At 68.3% G+C, this 22381-nt stretch carries 17 protein-coding genes; 13 read left to right on the plus strand and 4 right to left on the minus strand.

Annotated features, from left to right (window positions below; genetic code table 11):
* The first annotated feature begins 480 nt into the window (after positions 1-480).
* The 3 genes from ABZ822_RS26270 to ABZ822_RS26280 are packed head-to-tail and all read left to right on the plus strand — an operon-like array spanning position 481 to position 4090.
* Positions 481-996 carry a 2Fe-2S iron-sulfur cluster-binding protein gene (locus ABZ822_RS26270; protein WP_360859140.1) on the plus strand — a complete coding sequence of 172 codons (516 nt, stop codon included), beginning with the start codon at positions 481-483 and terminating at the stop codon, positions 994-996.
* Entirely contained in the window at positions 993-1985 is a 993-nt protein-coding gene (locus tag ABZ822_RS26275; RefSeq protein ID WP_360859143.1) for a xanthine dehydrogenase family protein subunit M, read from the plus strand. Before ABZ822_RS26270 ends, ABZ822_RS26275 begins: the two co-directional genes overlap by 4 nt.
* Entirely contained in the window at positions 1982-4090 is a 2109-nt protein-coding gene (locus ABZ822_RS26280; RefSeq protein WP_360859146.1) for a xanthine dehydrogenase family protein molybdopterin-binding subunit, read from the plus strand. Before ABZ822_RS26275 ends, ABZ822_RS26280 begins: the two co-directional genes overlap by 4 nt.
* Positions 4091-4197: 107 nt before the next feature.
* On the opposite strand, the gene ABZ822_RS26285 is transcribed toward ABZ822_RS26280, so the two are convergent.
* Both ABZ822_RS26285 and ABZ822_RS26290 read right to left on the minus strand, forming a co-directional pair.
* Positions 4198-5610 (minus strand): MFS transporter, encoded by a 1413-nt coding sequence (locus tag ABZ822_RS26285; protein ID WP_360859149.1) that lies wholly within the window; start codon positions 5608-5610, stop codon positions 4198-4200.
* 183 nt (positions 5611-5793) lie between these two features.
* A complete protein-coding gene (locus ABZ822_RS26290; protein ID WP_360859152.1) occupies positions 5794-6756 on the minus strand; it encodes a cupin-like domain-containing protein in 963 nt (320 codons plus the stop codon).
* A gap of 106 nt (positions 6757-6862) precedes the next feature.
* On the opposite strand from ABZ822_RS26290, the gene ABZ822_RS26295 reads away from it, so the two are divergent.
* Positions 6863-7264, plus strand: coding sequence for a GAF domain-containing protein (locus ABZ822_RS26295; RefSeq protein WP_360859155.1), 402 nt, complete (start codon positions 6863-6865; stop codon positions 7262-7264).
* Positions 7265-7436: 172 nt separating this feature from the next.
* Positions 7437-7913 (plus strand): hypothetical protein, encoded by a 477-nt coding sequence (locus ABZ822_RS26300; protein ID WP_360859158.1) that lies wholly within the window; start codon positions 7437-7439, stop codon positions 7911-7913.
* A 32-nt stretch (positions 7914-7945) separates the two neighbouring features.
* On the opposite strand, the gene ABZ822_RS26305 is transcribed toward ABZ822_RS26300, so the two are convergent.
* Positions 7946-8908 carry a hypothetical protein gene (locus ABZ822_RS26305; RefSeq protein ID WP_360859161.1) on the minus strand — a complete coding sequence of 321 codons (963 nt, stop codon included), beginning with the start codon at positions 8906-8908 and terminating at the stop codon, positions 7946-7948.
* Positions 8909-9438: 530 nt separating this feature from the next.
* On the opposite strand from ABZ822_RS26305, the gene ABZ822_RS26310 reads away from it, so the two are divergent.
* The 7 genes from ABZ822_RS26310 (at position 9439) to ABZ822_RS26340 (ending at position 19380) form a co-directional block, all read left to right on the plus strand.
* Positions 9439-10992, plus strand: coding sequence for an MFS transporter (locus ABZ822_RS26310; protein ID WP_360859164.1), 1554 nt, complete (start codon positions 9439-9441; stop codon positions 10990-10992).
* 249 nt (positions 10993-11241) lie between these two features.
* The gene (locus ABZ822_RS26315; RefSeq protein WP_360859167.1) at positions 11242-12621 is read left to right on the plus strand and encodes an MFS transporter; all 1380 of its coding nucleotides are present in this window, start codon (positions 11242-11244) and stop codon (positions 12619-12621) included.
* Between the two features lie 211 nt (positions 12622-12832).
* Positions 12833-13675: an ATP-dependent sacrificial sulfur transferase LarE gene (larE, locus tag ABZ822_RS26320; RefSeq protein ID WP_360859170.1), complete on the plus strand. Its 843-nt coding sequence runs from the start codon at positions 12833-12835 to the stop codon at positions 13673-13675.
* 61 nt (positions 13676-13736) lie between these two features.
* Complete coding sequence (larB, locus tag ABZ822_RS26325) at positions 13737-14477, plus strand: nickel pincer cofactor biosynthesis protein LarB (protein ID WP_360859173.1); 741 nt, start codon at positions 13737-13739, stop codon at positions 14475-14477.
* Positions 14474-15610, plus strand: coding sequence for a LarC family nickel insertion protein (locus ABZ822_RS26330; protein WP_360859175.1), 1137 nt, complete (start codon positions 14474-14476; stop codon positions 15608-15610). The genes larB and ABZ822_RS26330 overlap by 4 nt, the downstream gene beginning before the upstream one ends.
* A 285-nt stretch (positions 15611-15895) precedes the next feature.
* Entirely contained in the window at positions 15896-17839 is a 1944-nt protein-coding gene (locus tag ABZ822_RS26335; RefSeq protein WP_360859178.1) for an MDR family MFS transporter, read from the plus strand.
* Positions 17840-18330: 491 nt separating this feature from the next.
* Positions 18331-19380 (plus strand): hypothetical protein, encoded by a 1050-nt coding sequence (locus ABZ822_RS26340; RefSeq protein ID WP_360859181.1) that lies wholly within the window; start codon positions 18331-18333, stop codon positions 19378-19380.
* A 97-nt stretch (positions 19381-19477) separates the two neighbouring features.
* Here the strand turns inward: ABZ822_RS26340 and ABZ822_RS26345 are convergent, their stop codons facing one another.
* Complete coding sequence (locus tag ABZ822_RS26345) at positions 19478-20443, minus strand: hypothetical protein (protein ID WP_360859184.1); 966 nt, start codon at positions 20441-20443, stop codon at positions 19478-19480.
* A gap of 549 nt (positions 20444-20992) precedes the next feature.
* Here ABZ822_RS26345 and ABZ822_RS26350 point away from each other — a divergent pair.
* Positions 20993-22126, plus strand: coding sequence for an inositol-3-phosphate synthase (locus ABZ822_RS26350; RefSeq protein ID WP_360859187.1), 1134 nt, complete (start codon positions 20993-20995; stop codon positions 22124-22126).
* Positions 22127-22381: the final 255 nt, after the last annotated feature.

Genomic DNA, 22381 nt, shown 5'->3' on the forward strand with positions numbered 1-22381 from the left:
CTTCGGATGACGTGTGGCGGGTGGTGGTGAGGCGCACTGTTCGACGCCAAGGACGAGCCGGCCGTGTTCCGGCCGCAGCACCGGATCGTCGCCCAGGCCGTGCGCCGGCGTGCAGGGCTGCGGCTGGCCACCGGGGCCGTGATGGAGTCGCCCATCGCGGGTGAGGCCACCGCCGTAGGCGATGCCAACTCACCGCCACCCGCAACAAGCTAGACCTCAGACAAAACAGAGACTCCATCACCTGAGTAATGCGCATGACCCCGACACGCACCTGAGCCGCGATTCACCTCGATGTGAAGACACCGTGGGGAAGGGCGTGGTGCCGCCGGTCCTCCCCCCGTGTGAAACCCGTGCGCGCCATGTCGGAGGGGACCCGGACACCTGCGGGATCCGGAGGACACTGTGTCCTTCGGCTCCCGCGAAGCGGTGCATCTCGAGCGGTGAAGCGGCGAAGCGGTGAAGCGGTGAAAGGAGGCCGTCATGGACTCGGAGATCGTCCTCCATGTGGACGGACGACGGCTGTCGGTGAACGTCGACACCCGCACCACATTGCTCGACGCCCTGCGCGAGAGGCTCGGCATCACATCGGTCAAGAAGGGCTGCGATCACGGGCAGTGTGGAGCGTGCACGGTCCTGCTCGACGGGCGCCGTGTCGTGCCCTGCCTGGCACTCGCCGTCGCCCATGACGGCAGTTCCGTCACCACCTCCGCAGGGCTTGCGCAGGACGGCTCGCCCCATCCGCTCCACGCCGCGTTCGTGAAACAGGATGCATTGCAGTGCGGCTACTGCACGCCCGGACAGGTCTGCTCGGCCGCCGGGATGCTCGAGGAACATCGGGCCGGGTGGCCCAGCGCCGTCAGCGAGAACCTCCTCGGCTGCCCGGAGCTGACGCTGCAGGAGATCCGCGAGCGCATGAGCGGGAACCTCTGCCGTTGCGGGTCGTACGGGAACATCGTCGCGGCGATCGCATCGGCCGCCGAGGTGACCGCGGAGTGACATACCCGGAGTACCGCGTCGTCCGCAGTGCGCACGAGGCCGTCACCGCCGCGGTGGAGAGCCCGACGGCGGTCTTCATGAGCGGCGGCACGCATCTGGTCGACCACATGAAACTGGGCATCGAACGCCCGGGACTGATCGTCGACATCTCGCGTCTGCCCTACGACACGGTGGAGGATCTGCCGGCCGGTGGCCTGAGGATCGGTGCGATGATCCGCTCTGCCGATCTCGCGGCCCACCGGCTCGTCAGGCAACGCTTCCCGATGGTGGCCCAGGCCCTCCTGGCGGGCGCTTCGGGACAGGTGCGGAACATGGCGAGCGTCGGCGGTAACCTCCTGCAGCGCACGCGGTGCGTGTACTTCCGCGACGTCAGCACCCCGTGCAACAAGCGGAAGCCAGGCTCCGGATGCCCTGCCGCCGAGGGGTACGACCGCCACAACGCCGTCCTCGGTACGGAATCCGCGTGCCTGGCCGTCTGCCCATCCGATTTGGCGGTCGCCTTGTGCGCACTGGACGCGACCCTTCGCATCCACGGACCGGACGGCGTACGGACGATCCCGGTCACACGCTTGCACCGCCTTCCCGGCGAAAACCCTGGCAGGGACACCGTCTTGGAGCACGGGGAGCTGATCACCGCCATCGATCTGCCACCGCCCCCCGACGGCTCTCGGTCCCTCTTCCACAAGGTGCGCGAGCGCGCCTCCTTCGCCTTCGCCCTCGTGTCCGTCGCCGCGGTGCTCGGGACCCGGGACGGCCGCGTCGCCGACGTGCGCATCGCCCTCGGCGGGCTCGCCCACAAGCCCTGGCGTGCAACGCGGGCCGAGAACCTGCTGCAGGACCGCCCCGCAACGGACGACCGGTTCCGCGCCGCCGCCGACGCCGAGCTGGCCGATGCGCGCACCGGAACCGGAAACGCCTACAAGGTGCCCATGGCCCGTAACACCCTGGTGTCCACCCTGAGGACGCTGGCCCGAGGTCAGACCGTATGACGCACAAGGACCACCAGGGCAGCGTGGGAAGGCCGGTGCCTCGCATCGACGGCTGGGCGAAGGCCCTCGGGAACGCCCCGTACGCCTTCGAGTCCGGCCCGGAAGCGGCCCTTCACCTCCACCCGGTCGCCGCGTCCGTGCCACGGGGCCGGGTCACGCGGTTCGATTCACAGCGCGCGGAGGGCGTGGAGGGGGTGCGCCTGGTCCTCTCCCATCACAACGCACCCCGGCTGTTCTTCCACGGCAACCACGAGCTGTTCGTGCTGCAGTCTGCGTCCGTCCACTTCCGCAATCAGTACGTCGGCGCTGTGGTGGCCGAGACCTCCGAGGCAGCGCGGGAAGCGGCCGCCCTCGTAGAAGTGGACATCGAGCCACTGCCGCATGACGTCCTGCTGGAGGAGAAGTACCCGGGATCCACAGCGGATCCGGCCCCCGGCACGGACGTACGGACGACCACGGAGTTCTCCGCCGGAGATGTCGAGGCGGCCCTGGAAGACGCTGCTGTCACGGTCGACCGGACGTACCGGACCCCCATGGTGCACAACCACCCCCTGGAACCCCACACCACGGTGGCGCTCTGGCGGGGCGCCACGCAAACCCCCGTTCTGACCCTCTACGACTCCAGCCAGGGCCCCTTCCCCATCCGGGACATGCTGGCGCCGGTCCTGGGCCTCGATCCGGAGCAGGTTCGTGTGGTGTGCCCGTACGTGGGGGGCGGATTCGGCTCCAAGTACGCGCCCCATGCGCATCACGTCCTCATTGCGATGGCCGCGAGGGTGATGGAGGGACGCCCGGTCAAGGTGGCCCTGACGCGTCAGCAGATGTTCACCCAGGTCGGATATCGAAGCCCGACGATCCAGCGGCTCCGTCTCGGAGCGGACCGCGACGGACGACTCCTGGCGATCTCCCACGAGGCGACCGAACAGACCGCGAGATACACCCCGTACGCGGTGCGAACGGCCATCGGCACCCGCACGATGTACCAGGCCGAGCACCGGCGTGTGACGCACCGTCTGGTCCCCGTCGACCTCTCCCTGCCCACCACGATGCGCGCACCCAGCGAAGCGCCGTGGATGTTCGCCCTCGAGAGCGCCATGGACGAACTGGCCTGTGCCCTGGGCCAGGATCCCGTCGAGCTGCGCGTCCTCAACGAGCCCCACCGCGACCCCGAGAGCGGCCTTCCCTACTCCAGCAGAAACCAGGTGCGCTGCCTGCGCGAGGGCGCGCGCCGCTTCGGCTGGGAGCGCCGACCGCCGGGCACGGGCGGCAAGCGGGAGGGGGACTGGCTCATCGGTCAGGGGGTGGCGGCCGCGACCTACCCTGCGTACCCCGTTCCCCCCGGAAGCTCGACGGCCGTGGTCCGGGCCCAGGCCGCCGGGCGCTATCTGGTCCTGATCGGAGCCTGCGACATCGGCACCGGTTCTCGAACCGCCCTGACCCAGATCGCTGCCGATGCTCTGGAGGTCGCCTTCGACTGCGTCGATGTGGTCATCGGTGACAGCTCGCTGCCGCGCGCCGTGTCCGCTCGGGCCTCGATGGGGTTGTCCGCGTGGGGTTCGACGATCGTGGCGGCGGCCCGCGCCTTTCGCGACCGTCACGGCCCGGCGCCCCGAGAAGGCGCCGAAGCTAGCGCCGGTACGCCGGAGAACATGTCGGTGGGCCGCTACGCGATGCACGCGTTCGGGGCGCAGTTCGCCGAGACGCGCGTCCACATCGAGACCGGGGAGGTCCGCGTGCCGCGGCTCCTCGGAGTCTTCGCCGTCGGACGGGTCGTCAATCCGGCAACCGCCCGCTCCCAGTTGGTCGGCGGTATGACGATGGGCCTCTCGCTCGCCCTGTGTGAGGAGAGCGTGGTCGACCCTCGGTACGGCCATGTGGTGAACAACGACTTCACGGCCTACCCGATCGCCACACACGCCGACGCCCCGCGCGTCGAGGCGTACTGGATCGACGAGGACGATCCCCACTTCAACCCCATGGGAGCGAAGGGGATCGGGGAGATCGGCATCGTCGGCATCACGCCGGTGATCGCCAACGCCGTCTTCGACGCCACGGGGGTTCGGGTACGCGAAGTGCCCGTGACACCGGACAAGATGGTGCGCTGAGCGCGCCGGCGGCACCCTGGCGTGGCGCGTCGGCTGTCGCCGCTCCGACCTCACCGCCCCGCTGAATTCCCCACGGCCGAAACTTCCGGGCCAGCACGCCAAGAAGATCAATCCCGTGGCGCTCCGTCATGACTGACGGAGACCCGGACGGCTCTGGTGGCTCGCGGCACGAGGAGCAGGAAACCCAGACCCATCATGAGAGCGGTGGCCCTGAGGATGGCCTCGAGGGCCCCGGTGTTGCTGACGGCTCCCGGGACTCCCCCATTGAGAGTTTCCAGCCCGGTGGCTGCCAGTGCCAGAGCGATGGCCGAGGCGAGCATTTTGGCGGCGAGGCTGAGACTGACCGCCGCCCCGGCTTTTTCAGGCGATACCCGATGCTGCGTCAGCACGTTGGTCAATCCACCCGTCAACCCGATGCCCAACCCGCACAACATGAATGCCACCACATAGAGGCCGAGGGACTCCGCCCATGTGACGAGCAGGATACCGAACGCCGCCAATCCCATCGCCGCGCAAAGGTAGACGTACCTGTAGGCGCTTGCGGCCACCTTCCCCGCCACGTAGCTGGAGGCGGCGTCAGGGATGGATAGTGCCAGGAAGATGCATCCGGCCGTCAACGGCAGCAGTCCTTGGTCTTCTTGCAGATAGATGACTGAGAACGTGGACAGAATGGCGTAGCCGATGACCGAGAGTGCCCCCGTCGCGGTCAGCAATTGGACCACCCGGTCCGCGTAGAAGGAGCGGTCGTGCAGGGGGTGGCTGCCCTTGCTCTCATTCAGTGCGAAGACGACCAGGAGGAGGGCCCCGCCTCCCGCGCACAACAGGGTCAGCGAGGACGCCCAACCCCACGTGGATCCGCGGTCCACAGCGAGTGTGATCCCGACAAATCCAAGAACCACGGCGCCTGCGCTGAGCCACGGTGATTTCAGGGCCGCTGCCACAGGGTCGTAGGACGGCCTGACGCACCAGTAGATCAGGGGGATGGCGATAAGACCGATCGGCAAATTGATGAGGAACACGTAACGCCAGTCGAATTCCGCGAGGAGGCCGCCGATGAACGGACCGAGGGCTGCGCCGGCCCCGGACGCTCCCATGACGAAACCCATTCCGATATTCTTCCGGCGTCCTTCGAACACCCCGGCAATCATGGCGACCGAGCCCGGGACGACGAAGGCGCCTCCTGCCCCCTGCAAAGCGCGCCCGATCACGAGCCAGGCAACGTTCGGCGCAGCGGCGCAGATTCCCGAGCTCACCATGAAGACGCCCATTCCGTAGATGGTCATGCGCCGACGGCCGTAGGCGTCGGTGAAACGTCCGGCGATGGGAAGCAGGCCGCCGAACGCAAGCATGAATGCGGTCAGCACCCACTGCAGGTTGGTCGCCGACTGCGAGAAGTCATGAGCGATCTGAGGGAGGGCAAGGTTGACCGCGAGCCAGTCCAGTTGGACGACCAGTGTCGAGAGCGCTGCAGCGCACAGACCAAGTCTTTCTCTCCACGAGAATGCGTACGAGGCGGCCATCTCGGTCTTCCTGCTTGCAGGTGGGTGCTCCCGCGGCACCAGAGTGCCTCAGCCTCAGGGTCGTCGCGCTGTGCGACACACGTCCTGGGCTGGGGGGCGCTGCGGCTCGCGCGATTTCCCCGCGCATTGCCGAACAGATCGCCTGGCCCGCGTCGGGCACATGCGCCGATCACGCGGCAGGCTTCACGAGTCGATGCAGGCTCTGGCGTCGATGCGGCGCAGGATGTCCTTCGCTTCCGCTGGCAGTTCGTCAAACCCCCCGGTGGAACCGTCTGAGCCGGCGAGGTCTCCGAGGGTACGGTTGAGCAGTTCCAGCCAGGCCCAGCGGCGGGACACCGGATTGAGGCGCAGAGTCTCGGGGCGCCACCAAAATGTAATGTTCGCGTTAAATTCCCCGAGGTGGTGAAAGCTGTGAAACCAGAAGGCCGGAAGGAATAGCATGTCCCCCTCGCGCATCTCTCCTTCCTGGCATTCCATTTCACTGAAAAGCGGGAAACGTGCACAATCGGGGCTTTCGATGTTGACCTGACTGACATTGGGCAGAGGGATTCCTGAATCAAATCCGAAGGGGTAAAGCCCTTCAAGGCTGACGGGCGGGAAGAGCCAAAAACGCTTGGACCCGCAGACCTGCGCATTGAGATTATGGCAGCCGTTGTTGTCGAAATGAAGCCAGGTGCGAGGCCCCGCCGAACCGAACCATGACCATACCGTGTTGATGCGGTCTTCGCTGAAATACGGAGGAATCTCGAAGTCTTCCATCAGCGGTTTGAAACTCGAGCTGATCTCACGTGGTTCACCGGGCGTCACTCGCATCAGCTGCGCATCTTCGCCCATCAACAAGCACTTGGCCGCATCGGGCCCCCGTAGCTTATCCAGGAACTCCGCGAATGTGCTCTCCTCCGAGGCCAACAGAGGTGCTCCCGCTTCCGCCTCGAAGTCGGGATGCAGATGGCTGCTCGAAATCTTGTAGCGGACGGGTACGGAACCGATCCGCTCCCTCAGCTCCTCGGGTGACCATGTCTTGCGCGCGGCCCAATGTTCGATCGATCCAGAAATGATGACAGGGCGATCAGCCTGAACAAAATCTCTTTCGAACTCCTCCCTCGACAGCGCCCCCACTCGCTCAACGGAGCCCACCACTCGCATACGACACACCTCCAGACGTGCACACTAACAACGGACGTCGTGGGCGCGTATAGCCCGAACGTATGATCACGCCGACGGAGAGTGCAACGCTGGGTAGTCACGCAGCATGGATACCTACAAACCGTGGCTTACGAATTTCCTCGTCTCACAGGGCGGAGTGGCCGGTACCGTGCACCTGGTGCGTGGCGATCTCCTGGAAATGGCCGCTGCTGTCAACATTCCTGAGAGTGTCCAAACAGCCACTCGAGTCATTGAGATGGGCAAGGGTATGGCAGGACTCGCCTGGAGCCGCCAGCGCCCGGTCCAGACCTGCAACCTTCGTGAGGACACAACGGGGGACGTACGTCCAGGCGCTTGCGCTGTCGCCGCCCAAGCTGCGGTTGCGCTTCCCGTCCCCGGGGATACGGGTGATGTCCGCGGGGTCGTGGGAATCGCGTTCACCGGCGAACGCGAGATCGAGATGTGGGAACTTGACCTTCTCAGCGAGGCCGCGGCCTCGCTGCCGTGACATCGACTGCATGACTCGAGTCGAACAGATCAGGACGAGGCCACGGGATGGAAGGCCAGCCCGCCGTGAACGATGACGGCGGCCCTGTTACTTCCGAGGGCTGGAACGCACCTGGACAGCTCGGTGCGCCCATCTGGTGTCCCTAACTACCGGCAGAAAGGGGGCGGTTGGCTTGACCAACTATCTTGACCTGCCGCCGATCGCACGGATGCCGGTCGATGTCCTGGTCGGCGACTGGTACGTGGCGCTGACATCCGAATGGTCCCAGCAGGGCAGCAGAATCGGTGTCGTGCCTCGGCAAGACGACCTCAGGGCCTTCGATGTCGTTCAGACCTACCTCGCACCACCCTCAACAGCCCCACCACCGCAGGCCATCACGTATTCACTTCTCCTGCGGTCCCCCAACCGTTACGGCTACACCTCATCCGGGTTCTCAGGCGAGCTTCTCGTACTCAGTGGCCATCGCGGTAGCCACCTCCTCGTTGGATCGCGCTCCGCGAAACACTCCCAGTTGAGCGTCATCAGCCGCTCACCCCGGCTCACTTCCACCGTCTGCGATGCTGTAAAAGATGACTGCCTGCACCTCGGCATCGACTATGTGAAGTGCCTCGAACGCGTCGAACAGCCGCGTGACCCGGGAATCAGCTGACGTACTCGAACATTTCCTGAGCGCCTGTCAGCTCAAGAGCGTTGCATTCTCCGTTCGTAGACCTCCTGGAGAGCGGCCTGGGAGGAGGTCAGCAAGGCTGATTCCCTGCCGTCCAAAGGCAACGCGAGGCACTGTTCGGTTCCGGCCGCCCCCACCACGCAGGGCAGGGACATCACCGTGCCTGGCGGAAGGCCATACTCCGGCGCAGCCGAGCACGATACGGGCAGGACGCGCCTCTCGTCCCGTACGACCGACTGCACGACCGAGGTGACCGCCGTGGCTGTCCCGAAGTTCGTGTAGCCCTTTCTCCGATGGATCTCCGCTCCTCGGGAATGCGTGAACGCTTCCAACTCCCGTTTGAGGTCGTCCCAACCGCCGACGCCCGGGTCCGCCGGGAAGTCCTCGATCCGGATGCCGCCGGCCAGCGCCGAGGACCAGACCACGAAGGCGCTCTGCCCGTGTTCACCGATGATGTAGGCGTGCACGTTCGCGTGGTCCACGCCGATGCGGCGTGCCAGCGCGTACCGCAAGCGAGCTGTGTCGTTCACCGTTCCACTACCGAGAACCAGCCTCGGTGGACGACGAGTGTGCTCCAAGGCGACACGGGTCAGCAGATCGACGGGGTTGCTGACGATGAGGACGACGGCGTCGGGAACCACAGCGTCCAGGGCCGCCATGGTGTCCGCGATGAGGGAAGCGTTCACGTCGAAGAGTTCGAGTCTGTTCTGGCTAGTCGCAACCGTCGGCCCCACCGCCACCACCACGACGCTCACTCCGGACAGGTCGCTCAGATCGTCTGTCTCCTCGATCACCTGCTCCCGGAGATGCGGCACCGCGTCCCCTATGTCCCAGGCCTCCCCCTCTGCACGAGCCAGTCGGCGATCGTAGAGAACGACGCGTCGGGCCACCTCCCGCAGGACCAGCGCATTGGCGATCGCCGAGCCAAGATGCCCGGCGCCCAGCACGGCCACCCCGGGACTCAGCGCAGCACTCATTGCCCCCGCCCTCCCTGGAGCAAACTCTGCAAACCATTTCGAATGCCCACTTTACGACCATCCGATCCACCACGCTTCGCGGGCATCTCGCGGCCCGCAGGAAGGGCCCGCCCGCCGCGGACAGCCTCCCCGTGCGGGGTCCCGTCCAAGGCCGGGACCGGGCTCTGACCGCCGGCCCCGCCTCAGGTTGCCCGCGCGCTCCGGTCACATACGGGGAGCCCGTCGTGTCCGGCCGCTGACGCAAGCCCACCGGCCCGTGCCGATTCGCAGTCCGCCGGCCGCCCTCTTCCCGCACTCGCTGGTTCGGCGCCGCTCAGGGGGCCGTTGGCCTGATAAGCAACGTGTCGGGCCTCCGAGTGGGCCCTCGACGTCTCCACTGGTTCTACGGTCCGATCGCGGAGCGCCGACCCCCTCAAAGCGGGCGGCCGTGCCTGGCAGGTCGCTCGTTACGTCGTCGTGCTCCGCTGGGCACTCACCGGTTCCCGGGCAGGTCGTTCGGGTCGAAGGAAGGGGCCGGGGAAGGGAGGCGCATGGATCGGCCGCATTCGCAGAGGCGGCGTCAGTGGGCGGTTCTGACCGTGATGACCGGGGCCTCGTCGATGATCGCCATCGACGCGCTGGTGGTTCTGGTCGCCCTGCCCAGCATCCAGCGCGGTCTGGACAGTTCGGCGACCGGCGTCCAGTGGATCGTCACCGCGTACCTTCTGGGCTTCGCCGGAGCCGGTGCGATCGGCGGGCGGGCGGGGGATGTCTTCGGGCATACGCGCGCGTTCCACTTCGGCACGATTCTGTTCGTCGTCGCCTCGGTCGCGGCCGGACTGGCGCAGTCGGAGCCGTGGCTGATCATCGCCCGTACGGTGCAGGGCATGGGCGGCGCGATCCTGCGCCCGGCGTGCTACGCGATCATGGTGGAGGAGTTCGGGCAGAAGCAACGCGGGCGCGCACTGGGGTTCTCGGCGAGTGCGTCCACGGCGTTCTACAGCCTGGCACCGCTCATCGGCGGGGTGCTCACCACGGCGTTCTCCTGGCGCGCGATCTTCTTCATCAACCCGCCCCTGGGCATTGCCGCCGTGATCCTGACACGCCGCTTGGTCACCTCGGCGCCACGGCGTTCGGAACGGGTGGACTGGGTGAGTGCGCCCCTGCTGTTCGCGGGGCTGGTGTGCGTGGTCCTGGCTCTCATGCAGGCTCGGTTCTGGGGCTGGTTCTCCCCGGCCGTCCTGTCACTGCTGCCTGCCGGCGCGGCCCTGCTGGTCCTTCTCTTCGTACGTGAGCGCCGACGGCAGGACCCGGTGCTCCGTTTCGAACTGTTCCGGCTCAGAGAATTCTCCGTGGGGACGGGTGTCGTGTCCGCCGCACGCTTCGCATTCATCGGGTTCTCGGTGTTCGGCGTGATCTGGCTGCAGGACGTCCTCGGCATGACCGCCTTGGAGGCCAGCCTCTGGATCCTTCCTCTCACGCTGCCCACGGTCCTGTGCGCACCCCTGGGGGGCTGGCTCTACGACCGCGTGGGACCGCGGGTCCCCCTGGGCATCGGAATGGCGCTGTGCACCACAGCTCTGCTGTGGGCGGCCTCGGTGCTCCACGAGCAGAACATGGCCTGGCTGGTGCCGTCCTACTGCGCCCTCGGCACCGGCATCGCACTGGCCGTGGCGCCGGCCTGGACCACGGGCCTGAACGGCGTACCGAACGAGGTCCGCGCCGCGTCGGCGGGGGTCATCCAGACGTGCAGGGAGGTGAGCGCCGCGCTGGGGGTCACGGTTCTGGGCACTGTCGTGGCGCAGCAGCAGAGCGCGAGGCTCCGGCAGGCGCTGGACGGTTACGCGCGCATTCCCGCGTCCCAGTACGACCGGGTGGAACGGTCGATCGGCAAGGCGGTTGCCGCCTCCGAGCAGGGAACGGCGGCGCCGGCAGGGATCCCGACGGAGCTGCTGCCCGCTCTCAAACACGCAACGACGGCTGCCGTCTCGGCCGCCTACTACGTGGCGGCCGGGGTGCTGTTCCTGGCGGCCGCGGCCGTACCGCTTCTTCCGAGGAGAGCGAAGTCCGAAGGGAAGGAGAGCGGTCGGAACACCTCTGATTGACTTCCCCGGCGGGGCGTGCCGCTCGTTCCCCTCAACGGCTCATCGGAGTCAATGGCTTGACGGGTGCTCGGGTGTGACGGCCTTAGGGTGGCCTCACGCCGAGGCCCGACCCGTCGGTTGTCGGCGGCGAGTCAGCCATGGGTGACGGCCGCCGGGATCGCAAGGGGCTCCACATTGGTTTCACCGGGTACTGACAGCTCTCCACTCCGCAAGCGCTTCGTTCTCGTCGCCATGGGGTGTGCCGGGGGCATGGTTCTGCTCGACGAGACGGTCGTCGCGGTGGCGCTCGATCCGATGGCGCGGGACCTGGATTTGAACACTGCCGCCATGAACCGAGTGGTTCTGGTCTACGTCCTGGCGTTGTCGTCATGTGTGGCTGTGGGCGGAATGGCTGCCCGACGGTACGGTCTTCTTCCCGTCTTCCGGGCCGGCGCCGTCATCTTCGCCCTCGCGTCCGGGTGTTGTGGGCTGACGCCGCCGGGCCCGGCCGCAGAGCCGTGTCTGCTGGCCGCGAGAGCATTTCAGGGGGCGGGTGCGGCTCTGATGCTTCCCGTGGCCACGACGGCGATCACCCATGCGTACGTTGCCGACGAGCGGGGAAAGGCGTTGACGGCCTACGCCGGTGTGGCCCAGATCTTCTTCGTGCTCGGGCCGTTGTCCGGGGCTCTGCTCACGCAGCTCTTCAGCTGGCGTGCCGTCTTCCTGATCAATATCCCGACGGTGGGGGTGGTTCTGTGGGCGCTGGCCAAGTCGCGGTTCCGCAATCACGCCCCCGGGGAACCGTTCCAGGTGTTCCAGCCGGCTTTCATGGTGCTGGCTCTGGCGGCGCTCCTGCTTTCGCTGTACCAGATCGGATCCTGGGGTCTCGAAGATGCGAGGACCGTTCCTGTGCTGTCCTCGAGCCTCGTGTTGGTGGCTGTTTCCGTGTGGGTGATGATCAGAGCCGCTCGTCCTCTGCTCCACCTGCGCATCCTCAAGAACCGGACTTTCGCGGTCTCGGTCGCGGTGACCTTTCTGGTGCAGGCGGCCCAGTTCCCCGTCCTCGTGCACGGAGCTGTCTTTCTACGGCAGAGCCTGCATCTGACACCACTCGGCTCGGGCGTCTCGCTCCTTCCTTTCGTGAGTGCTCTGGCCGCCGGGACCTTCGCGTCCGGGTATCTCCTCGAATCCTTCCGCTCGATCCGGATGACCGTCCTGTGCGGCCTGGTGACGGCCACCCTGGGAACGGCAGCATGGTCAGCCGCTCTTTCCCGCGCCGATTACCAGTGGCAGATTCCCTGGATGGTCCTCGCCGGCTTCGGGATGGGGATGCCCATTCCAGCGTTGAGCGCGACCATGATGGGTTCCGTCTCGGTCGACGACCGAGCGGACGCCTCCGTCCTCCGGCAAACCCTGCGGCAATTGGGCGGCGCCTTCGGAATTGCCATGGCCGGCGCACTGGTCCTGGCTGCCAATGGCCAGAGGTCCAACGCCGCGGGGATCATCAAGGCCGAGGCGAGTGTCCGCGCTTTCGTCTTCGCGGGCGTGGTTCTCGGCGCCGCATGTGCTCTGGCCGCCATCAGGCTGCCACGGGAGAGCGGCCGTGCCCGAAAGAGCCGGAGCGCACCAGCGGGCAACCACCGACGCTGAGTCCGGCGAAGCGGCCACAAACAGGTCGGCCCGCCGTTGTTCTGGAGTGTCCGGGCTCCGAGACGGTGGCCGGTTTCGCCTTTTCGGGTGGACGGGCGAAAGCGCACGGCTGAGTCGCGTCTCCTTTCGCGTGTCCCCCACCCTCGCTCATTTCCGCGCCCTATCGTGAGGCCACTTCAGATACTGAACATGACCCGATGAGGCGGATATTGTGGGCACGGACGCGTCGGCCGACGACACGCTCGAGCGGCTGAGACGGCGGCTGGCGGAAGAGGAACGCCTGATCGTCGCTTTCTCGGGCGGCGTCGACTCCTGCCTCCTGGCCGCCGTCGCCGGCGACGTCCTCGGTGACCGGGCCATCGCGGTGACCGCGGTGTCCGCCAGCCTTCCCGCCGCCGAGCGGGAGTTCGCACGCGCCTTCGCCCGCCGCCACGGGCTGCGCCATCTCGAACTCTGCACGGACGAGCAGGACCGCCCCGAGTACCGGGTCAACGGGGCGGACCGGTGCTACCACTGCAAGGACGCGCTCTTCCAGGCCTTCGCGCCGCTCGCGGATCTGCTCGGGGCATCCGTGGCCCTGGGAACCAACACCGACGACCTCGGCGACCATCGGCCGGGGCTGCGAGCCGCCAAGGACTGGGCCGCGATCGCCCCGCTCGTGGACGCCGGGCTCGACAAGGCCACGGTACGGCGGCTGGCGCGGACGCTCGGTCTGGAAGCCGCCGACAAGCCGGCGGCGGCCTGTCTCGCTTCTCGCGTGGCGTACGGAGACACGGTCACCGAGGAGGTGCTCGGCCGCATCGAGAAGGCCGAAGTCGCCCTGAAGGGCATGGGGTTCGCCGAATGCCGGGTGCGTTCCCACGCCCAGGGGACGGTGGCCCGGCTCGAAGTGCCGGTCCGCGACATCGAGCGGGCGGCGGCCCTGTGCGAGCGGATCGACTCCGCGGTCCGCGGGGCCGGCTTCGCCTTCTGCGCCCTCGACCTCGCCGGCTTCAGCAGCGGCCGTATGAATGTGCTGCTCGGTATGCCCGCATCGACCCCGGCTTCTGCCTGAAGCCCCGTCACACCACGGCTCGTTGACGGTCTTAACCGCCCACGCGTAGGAAGGTGCACTCGTGCCCGGCTCCACCTCCCAGGACATCTCCGCGGCTCGACCGCATACGACTGCGAACGCCGGCGTGTCGCCCGGCTACGCCGACCTCGGCTTCGCACGCGTCGACACCGACCGCGAGACGCGGCAAGGTCTGCCGGAGGTCGTCTACGGGCCGGGGAAGCGCATCGATGAGATCGCCGCGATCGTCGCCCGTCTGCTGGAGCGCAACACCGGCCCCGTCCTCGTGACCCGCGTCGATCCGCCCGTGGCCGACGCGGTCACGCAGCAGGTGCCGGGAGGACGTCATCACGCCGATGCCCGCCTCCTGGTGTGGCGTCCGGCACCGCGGACGACGTTCACCACCGCGGTGGTCACGGCGGGCACCGCGGACGGACCCGTCGCGGCCGAGGCAACCGAAGTGGCCCGAGCCATCGGGATGCGCGTCGTCACCCAGAGCGATGTCGGTGTCGCGGGCATCCACCGGCTGCTAGCCGTCGTTGAGGAGTTGCGGGCCGCGGACACCGTCATTGTCGTCGCCGGCATGGAGGGCGCTCTGGCGAGTGCCGTCGGCGGGCTCGTGGCGTGTCCCGTGATCGCAGTTCCGACCTCGACCGGCTACGGCGCCGCGCTCGACGGTGTCACGGCCCTGCTGGCCATGCTCACTTCATGCGCCGCCGGCCTGACCGTGGTGAACATCGACTCCGGCTTCTCAGCCGCCATGGCCGCCCACCGACTGGCCCACTCAGCAGGAGCACGGACATGATTCTCTGGCTCAATCCGACCACAGGGCTCTCCGGAGACATGCTGCTCGGTGCACTCCTCGACCTCGGGGCCCCGATCGATTCGGTCCGGGCCGCGATCTCCTCGACCGGACTCACCGGCTGGCACCTGGAGACCGAGCGCGTAGGGAGTGCCCTGCGCGCACTGGTGACCGTGGACGACCCCGGCGTGGACGCGCGCCGACCCGTCGACATCATGCGGCTGGTGGGCAACGTCTCTTCCGAACCGGTCGCCACGCTGGCGACGCGCACCCTCGAGGCGATCACCGAAGCCAAGGGCACCGTCGACAACCGGAGCCCGGAGGACGTCGAACTCTTCGAAATCGGCCGGATGGACACGGTGGTGGACATCGTGGGGACGGCCGCGGCACTCCACTCGCTCGGCATCACGCAGGTGCACAGCGGACCCGTGGGCGTGGGCTCCGGCCAGGTCGACACCCGCCAGGGCATCCTGTCCGTTCCGACCCCGATGACCCTCGCCCTGCTGGCGGGGGCCCACACACGCGGCATCGATGTCTCCGCCGAGACGGTGACTCCGACCGGAGCAGCGATGCTGGGCGCCATCGGAGTCCAGTACGGGCCGATGCCGTCGATGCGCATCGAGCGCACCGGTTACGGTGCGGGAGGCATGGCCTTCCCCGGGCGGGCGAACGTCCTTCAGGCCGTACTGGGGACCAACGGACACCCCGACGGCACACGAGAGTTGACCCTGATGGAGACCAACCTCGACGACGTCACCGGCGAGTTGCTGGGCCGGCTCACCTCGCAGCTCCTGGACGAGGGCGCCCTGGATGCCTGGACGTCGGTGGCAGTGATGAAGAAGGGCCGCCCCGCCCATGTCGTGCATGTGCTCTGCACTCCGGAGGACGCCCCTCGCCTCCAGGAGAGGCTCTTCGTGGAGAGCGGCACACTCGGGATCCGCACCAGTACGGTCACGCGCACGGCACTGCCTCGTACCACCGAGATCGTGGACATCGGCGGGTATCCGGTCCGCGTGAAGCGCGGGCCCTACGGCGCCAAGCCGGAACACGACGACGTCCTCTCTGCCGCCCTCGCTTCCGGGCTGCCCTCATGGGAGATCACGGCCAGAGTCCTGGAGGCCTGCCGCAAGGACTGACGAAGCCGACACGCTTCGCCTCCTGGCGCGTAAAGCCTGGGCAGCGGGCCCATGCCGTCCGCTGCCCAGGGGCACTGATCGCGGCAGCGGCTTCCTGGCGTTCGCTCGGTCCGGATCCGGAGCGCCCGTACGTACGGCGTCCGTAGACCTGGTGAGGCGACGGCGGCCGACCCAGCGAGAGAGACGGGCTGAGCACTGATGACCACGGTGTGGCGCCGGATCAGGGAACGGCGTCGGCGCTCGAAGCCGGCAGACACCTTGAACCTTCACTGGGTTCTTCCCGGCATGATGCTCGTGTCGTTCATGGGTGCCCTGGACACGACCATCCTGGCCACGGCACTCCCCACGATCGCCGGGGACCTGGGCGACCTCAAGCACTTGTCCTGGCCGGTGACCGCGTACCTTCTCGCGGTGATGGCCTCGGCGATGGTGTGGGGCAAACTGGGGGATCTCTACGGCCGCGCCAAGGTGCTCAGGGCGGCCATCGCCCTGTTCCTCCTGGGCTCTCTTCTGTGCGGCCAGTCGGAATCGATGGCGGAATTCGTCGTCTTCCGCGGCCTGCAGGGCCTGGGAGGCGGCGGCGTCATGGTCCTGCCCCAGGCGATTCTCGGCGACATCGTAGGTCCGCGAGACCGGGGGCGCTACCAGGTGTACTTCGCCGCCAGCATCGTTCTCGCGGGAATCATCGGGCCGCTGGCGGGAGGCTTGCTGGTCGACGGCGTCTCGTGGCGTTGGGCCTTCTACCTCAACCTTCCGATCGGGATCTTCGGCCTGCTCGCCGTACTCCTCGGACTCCGCATCGCGCCTGCCTCGCAGAAGCCGGTCATTGATTACCTGGGCATCTTCCTGGTCGCCACCTTCTCGGTAGCACTCGTACTGGTCCTCACCTGGGGCGGGGTGGTCTTCCCCTGGATCTCCGCGCCGGTGGTGGGACTCATCGCCCTGTGCCTGGTCCTGCTCCCGGTGATCTGGAGGCTGGAGAGCCGAACCACCAGTCCCGTGCTGCCGGTGCGGGTACTGTGCCGACGGGCCTTCATCGTCCCGGGAATGATCAGTTTCTTCTTCTTCTGGGCACAGGTCGGCCTGGTCAACTACATCCCGGTCTATTTCCAGCTGGTCAAGGGTACGTCGGCGACCGTGGCCGGCCTGCACATGCTGCCGGTGACGGCCGCCTCGCTCGTGTGCTACTCGCTGAGCGGGCGGGCGATCTCCCGCTGGGGCCGCTACAAGGTGTTCCCGGTCGTGGGTTCGGTGTTTCTCACCTGCGGCGTGACGTTGTGCTCCTTCTTGGGCACGCAGACCTCGTCTCTCACAGCGTGCCTCTATCTGGTGGTGCTCGGCATCGGTTTCGGCATGATCTCCCAAGTGGCCCTGGTGGTCGCTCAGAACGGGGCGCCTTACCGCGATCTGGGCGCCGTCACGTCGGGAATCGGCTACCTGCGGAATGTCGGCGCGGCTTGCGGGCTGGCCTTGTTCGGGTCGCTTCTCAACCGGGTTCTGACCTCGCGGCTCTCCGGCGCTGCTGCCCGCGGGGAATTCCCCTCGACCAACGGGAAACGGTGGGCAGAGGGAAATCCCAGCGTGCTCCACGAATTGACCGGGCGGGCGAGGTCCGTCTACGTCGACGCGTACGTGTCCGTCATCGAGGCGATCTTCCTCTCCGCGATCCCCGTGGCTGTGTGCGTGCTCGTCCTCTCCGTGCTCATCCGGGAGACACCACTGCGGCGCACAGCGGGCGCCATCCGGACACGCGACGGCTCGGTCGTTCTGCCGACGGCGCGCGATTCACGGGAGGCGATGCAGCGGCTCCTGGAGGTCATTGCCGGCTGGGAGACGGGAAGTGAACTCCACCGGCGGCTCGTCGAGAAGATCGGCGGGGACATCTCCCCCATGCAGAGCTGGACGCTGTTCAGGCTCGTTCAGTACGGGCCGACTTCCGCGGAGGACCTGGCTCGTCGTACGCGGATGCCGGATTTCGACATGCGCGCCTGTGTCACGGCGTTGGAGGGGCGAGGTCTTGCCGAAGTGAATTCCGCGGGCCTGGTGACGCTCACTGCCGGGGGCGAGAGGTTCAGCCTGGACCTGATCAGGGCCCAGACCGATGAACTGGCCGAATTGGTCACCGACTGGAACCCTGACAGCAATCCGGAACTGGGAGACCTCCTGCGGCTCCATGCCCGGGAGCTCCTCATCGACGAACGGCTGCCCCCGGCGGTGAGCACCGCCTGAATGCTCCAGGCCCGGACGCCACCTCGGAAGCGGCGGGATGCGGTGGGCAGCGCCCCCGCCGTGGACGGTGGTGACGTCGCACCGGTGCAGGGAAACAACCGTGGTCCGGCGGCCGCTTCACACCTGTTGGCCTGAGAAAAGGGGCGTGTCGGACACGAGGTGACGGGGAGGGAATCGAGGCACCTCTACCGTGACGAACACCCTGCGGCTTCCGGTGCCTGACAGATGTGTGACGCCGCAACGGAATTGCGGATCGGAACCACAACCACGTGCGGGAAGCGATCGCAGGCACCTCGCCCGACGCGGCCCCGTCGTCGATGCAGAAGGAGTCCCGCGTGCGCGTCAATTGCCGTGTGGCCGCTCCATGGAGCCGACGGTTGTCGGTGACAGGCGTGGCCGTGCTCGTACTCCTGCTCACGGGAGCTTCGGAGCATCCCTCTGCCGACCATGCGCCGCGCGGCGGCCCGGAGAGTCCGGCACCCGTAGGAATCGTGAGTGCCATCCCTGTGGAACAAGCCGCCGTGCTCGCTCGCATGGACGTGGAGCGGCACGTCGACATCGATGGCTTCCGGTTCTACGTCGGGACCATGCGCGGCCGCCCGGTCGTCAGCGTGGCGAGCGGTTCGCTGGACTCGGGGGCGCAGCTGGCCACATGGATTCTCAACAAGACGTTCCGACCGCGGGCGACGCTCTTCTCCGGAACTGCGGGCTCGCAGAACGCCCGCATCGGCATCGGCGACGTCGTGCTCGGCGGCTATGTGGTCGACAAGGAGGCCATTCACTATCGGCGTGACAACCGCCAGGAGCCGTACCCCGCCATGGAGTTCCACGTCACCGAGGACACCGATCTCGAGGGCGCCGTCATCGACGGCTACGGCAAGAGGTATGCCACGCCCTCGGAAGCGGCGGACTTCGACGCGGAGGCGCAGCCCGTCGACAAGAACTGGGTGTACGTCGAGGCCCTTGCCGCCGGCAGGGACCTCGTCCGTGCCGCCGCCGACAGCCGTCCCGGGTCATCGGGCGGTGGCGACGCGAGCCACCGACGCCCTGCTCTGCCCGGGCCTCCGCGTGGCAGGGTCCTGGTCGGCACGGTCGGAGAAGGGCCGGTGTGGACGGAGAACCTCGACTGGATCGAGGCACAGAACATGCTGTACCAGAGCGACGCGGAGGAGAACGAGGGCGCTGGTTTCGCCTTCGCCAACGCCGCGGCTGGCGTGCCCTGGCTCGTCGTCCGCGGGATCTCCGACTCACCCTGGCATCCTGACGTCTACCGCGGCGGCCTCGCGTCCCGTAGGGCCGCCGATGTGTGCGCCGATGTGGTGGCCCGCCTCCCCGCTCGAGTGAGCCGGGCGGCTGTTCGTCCCAGCGACTTGGACCGGATGGCCAACGCCAGAAGGGCCGGCTACCTCATCGCCGATCAGGTCCGGTACGACGTGGGGCCGGTGACGGAGGTGGCATATCCGGGGCGGCACGGACGGGTCCGGCTGAGTGAGCGGAGACTGCAGGAGCTGAGGCGGCAGTACGAACGCTCCCCCCATTGAACGGCCGGCCGCCATTCGGGGGCGTCGAGCGGGGCCGTGCCGGTGATGCGCGGGTGCCGCGGCGGCTCGACGCTGCCGCGGCACCCGTCGGGGCGGGTCAGCGCAGGGTGACGATGCGCCAGGCCCCGAGCTGGGTCTGGGCGACACCGGCGTCGATGTCCGGCGCGGAGGACATCAGGACGTACCGAGCCGGCCGCGGAGCCGGAGGGCGGGGAGCCGGCGGAGCGGGGACGGGGTCGCCCCCAGGGCCGAAGAGAGTCGCTTCGTTCTCCGCGGACATGCCGTTGAGTCCGAACGCGGGGCCGTCGAAGGGGCATCGGGGCTGGGTGCATCCCTGTTCCAGTGCCGTGCGCACCTGGGCAGGCGTGGCACCGGGCCGGAGGCGCTGGAGCAGCATCTCACCGCCCTGGTCGGTGGCGTTGACGAACCGGATGGCGCCCCGGGCGGGCAGCGAGTCCGGGGACCGGAAGCGGGGACCGTTCGCGGTCGGCACCAGGCTGACCGTGGCCTGCGGGCCCCGGTTCCGCACGGACGGGCCGTTGCACGCCGCGTGGTTGCCGGTGACGCGCAGCTTCTGTGTGCGCGCCGGGCCCTGAAGCACCTGAGTGAGGTCGACCAACCGGTACGTGCCGGGGCAGAGCGTGACGCTCATCCGCACCGGGCGGTCACGTTGCACCTGGGCGCCGCCGAAGAACTCCGCCTCCCGGTCGACGCGCCGGGCTGCCTCGGCCACCTGACGGGGCGGGTTGGCGAGTGAGGTGCCGCGCAGGTGCCTCATCACCTGCTCCACCGGTGTGCCGCGACGCGGCTGGAAGATCTCCAGGCCGTGCTCCTTGCCGTCGGCCGAGGAGACGTTGAGCTGGACCGGCCCGGCGGGAACCGCTGCCGGGGCGCGGAGCCCTTCGTCGCTCATCCGCACCTGGAAGACGTGGCGGCCCGGCGCCTCGCCGGCGGGACGCTCCGTCGCCTGGACTGCCGCGGACGTGGTGGCGAGCATGCTGCCGACCAGGCACGCCAGGACGGGCACCCTCCGCGCTCTGGCCCCTGCACTCAATGCGCTCACGTGTTGTTCCCTTCAGGAAGTGGGTCCGGATCTCCCCTGTCCGGCTCAAGTGGTCCTCTCCGCCATGGAGTCACACATCGAGGGCCTCAGCGACACAGCCGCCCGCCCGACCTGCGGCGCTGCGCAGGGCCGTGCATCGCGCCGATGCTCACGCGGACAAGCGGAAGGAGCTCGTGCGACCGGATCGGAGCCCTCCCGCCAAACGGACCAGAGGGAGTGCACTCGTCGGGGGGAGAACGCGGCAGGCCGCCGGGAGCGGACTGGGTGCGGCGCAGCAAGGGTCGTTCGTTCCGGCGTCTCCGCGTCGCACCGTCCGAGGGGAGGCGGCCGCGCGGGATGCACGGTCAACTGGGGTGGTCCGTGAATCCAGGACGCCGGCCGCGACTCACGAGCCGCGCGGGCACAGCGCGGTGCCGCCCCGTCCCGGATCCAGACCCGCCACCGAGGAAACGGGGAAGCTGCTGTGCGGAACACCTCTCGTCGTACGCGTCCAACACCTGAGCTCGGTGTCCTGTCACCCTCCTCGCGCCGATCCGCCGAGGCCCGGTCGTGAGCGGCCGGCGGCAGACGTCAGAGGATCCGACGGGTGTGTGGATCGTCGGCGCGCGGGGGTCCGTCGCCACCACCGTGGTGGCGGGCTGCGCGGCGCTCACCGCGGGGCTGCACGAGCCGACCGGCATGGTCACCGAGACGGCCGGGTTCGCCGGCTGCGCACTGCCGGCTCTCGAGTCCCTGGTCTTCGGCGGCCACGACACCGCCGTTTGCCCCCTCCCCAAACGGGCGGAGGAACTGGCCTTCGGCGGGGTGCTGCCGCATGGCATGCCTGCGGCCGTCTCCGGCGAGCTGCACGCTGCCGACTCCGCGATCCGTCCCGGTGGACCGCTGCGGGATGAACGGCGTGGCGACGAGGAGCTGATCGCCGCCTTCGCGAAGGACATGACCGACTTCCGGCGTGAGAAGAGCTTGGTGAGAGCGGTCGTGGTCAACCTCGCCTCGACCGAGCCCGCCGCGTCACCGGACAGCGAGCGGCTCCCCGCCAGCTCCCTCTACGCCGCCGCTGCCCTTCGCGCCGGCTGCGCGTACGTCAACTTCACTCCGTCCACCGGGCTGCACCATCCGGCGCTTCAGGACGCCGCCACCGCTTCGGGTCTTCCGTACGCGGGCCGGGACGGCAAGACGGGGCAGACGCTGCTGCGATCGGTGCTCGCTCCGATGTTCCACCAGCGGGCCCTGAGTGTCCGGGCCTGGTCGGGCACGAACCTTCTGGGCGGAGGCGACGGTGCGGCGCTCGCGGATCCGGCTGCGGCGGCCGCCAAGAACGCGGGCAAGACCCGGGTCCTCACCGACACCCTCGGGTGCCGGCCGGACGGAGAGCTGCACATCGACGACGTCCCGGCGCTGGGTGACTGGAAGACGGCCTGGGACCACGTCGCGTTCGACGGCTTCCTCGGCACCCGGATGGTGCTGCAGACGATCTGGCAGGGCTGTGACTCCGCGCTCGCCGCGCCCCTCGTCCTCGACCTCGTACGGCTCACTGCGGCAGCGCACGCGTCGGGTATCTCCGGCCCTCTCCCCGATCTCGGATTCTTCTTCAAGGACCCCGATCCCGGTGCTTCGGCCGCACTCTCCGACCAATGGGACGCGCTGCTCGCGTTCGCGAACCGCTTGAGGGGCCCGGTGTGATCCGGGGAGCCATGCCTGAGTCCGGTGCGAGGGACGGCGTCGGACCCACCGGGCAGAGGTTCTCGGACAGGCTCCGTGCCTTCCGCCGTACGCCCCGCTCGAAGGCTCGTGATGTCCCGCACCGCGGGGTACGGGACGGAGCGTCGCAACCGGCTCTCAGTGGGCCCCGGACGACGGGGAAGTGGGCGGACGGCGGCGGGGTCGAGGCGGACCAGGCGCCGCAGAGCCGCGGACTCCGCCGGAGACGGGCTGCCG

It is taken from the genome of Streptomyces sp. NPDC047108, from assembly GCF_040643575.1.
Classification (GTDB): domain Bacteria; phylum Actinomycetota; class Actinomycetes; order Streptomycetales; family Streptomycetaceae; genus Streptomyces.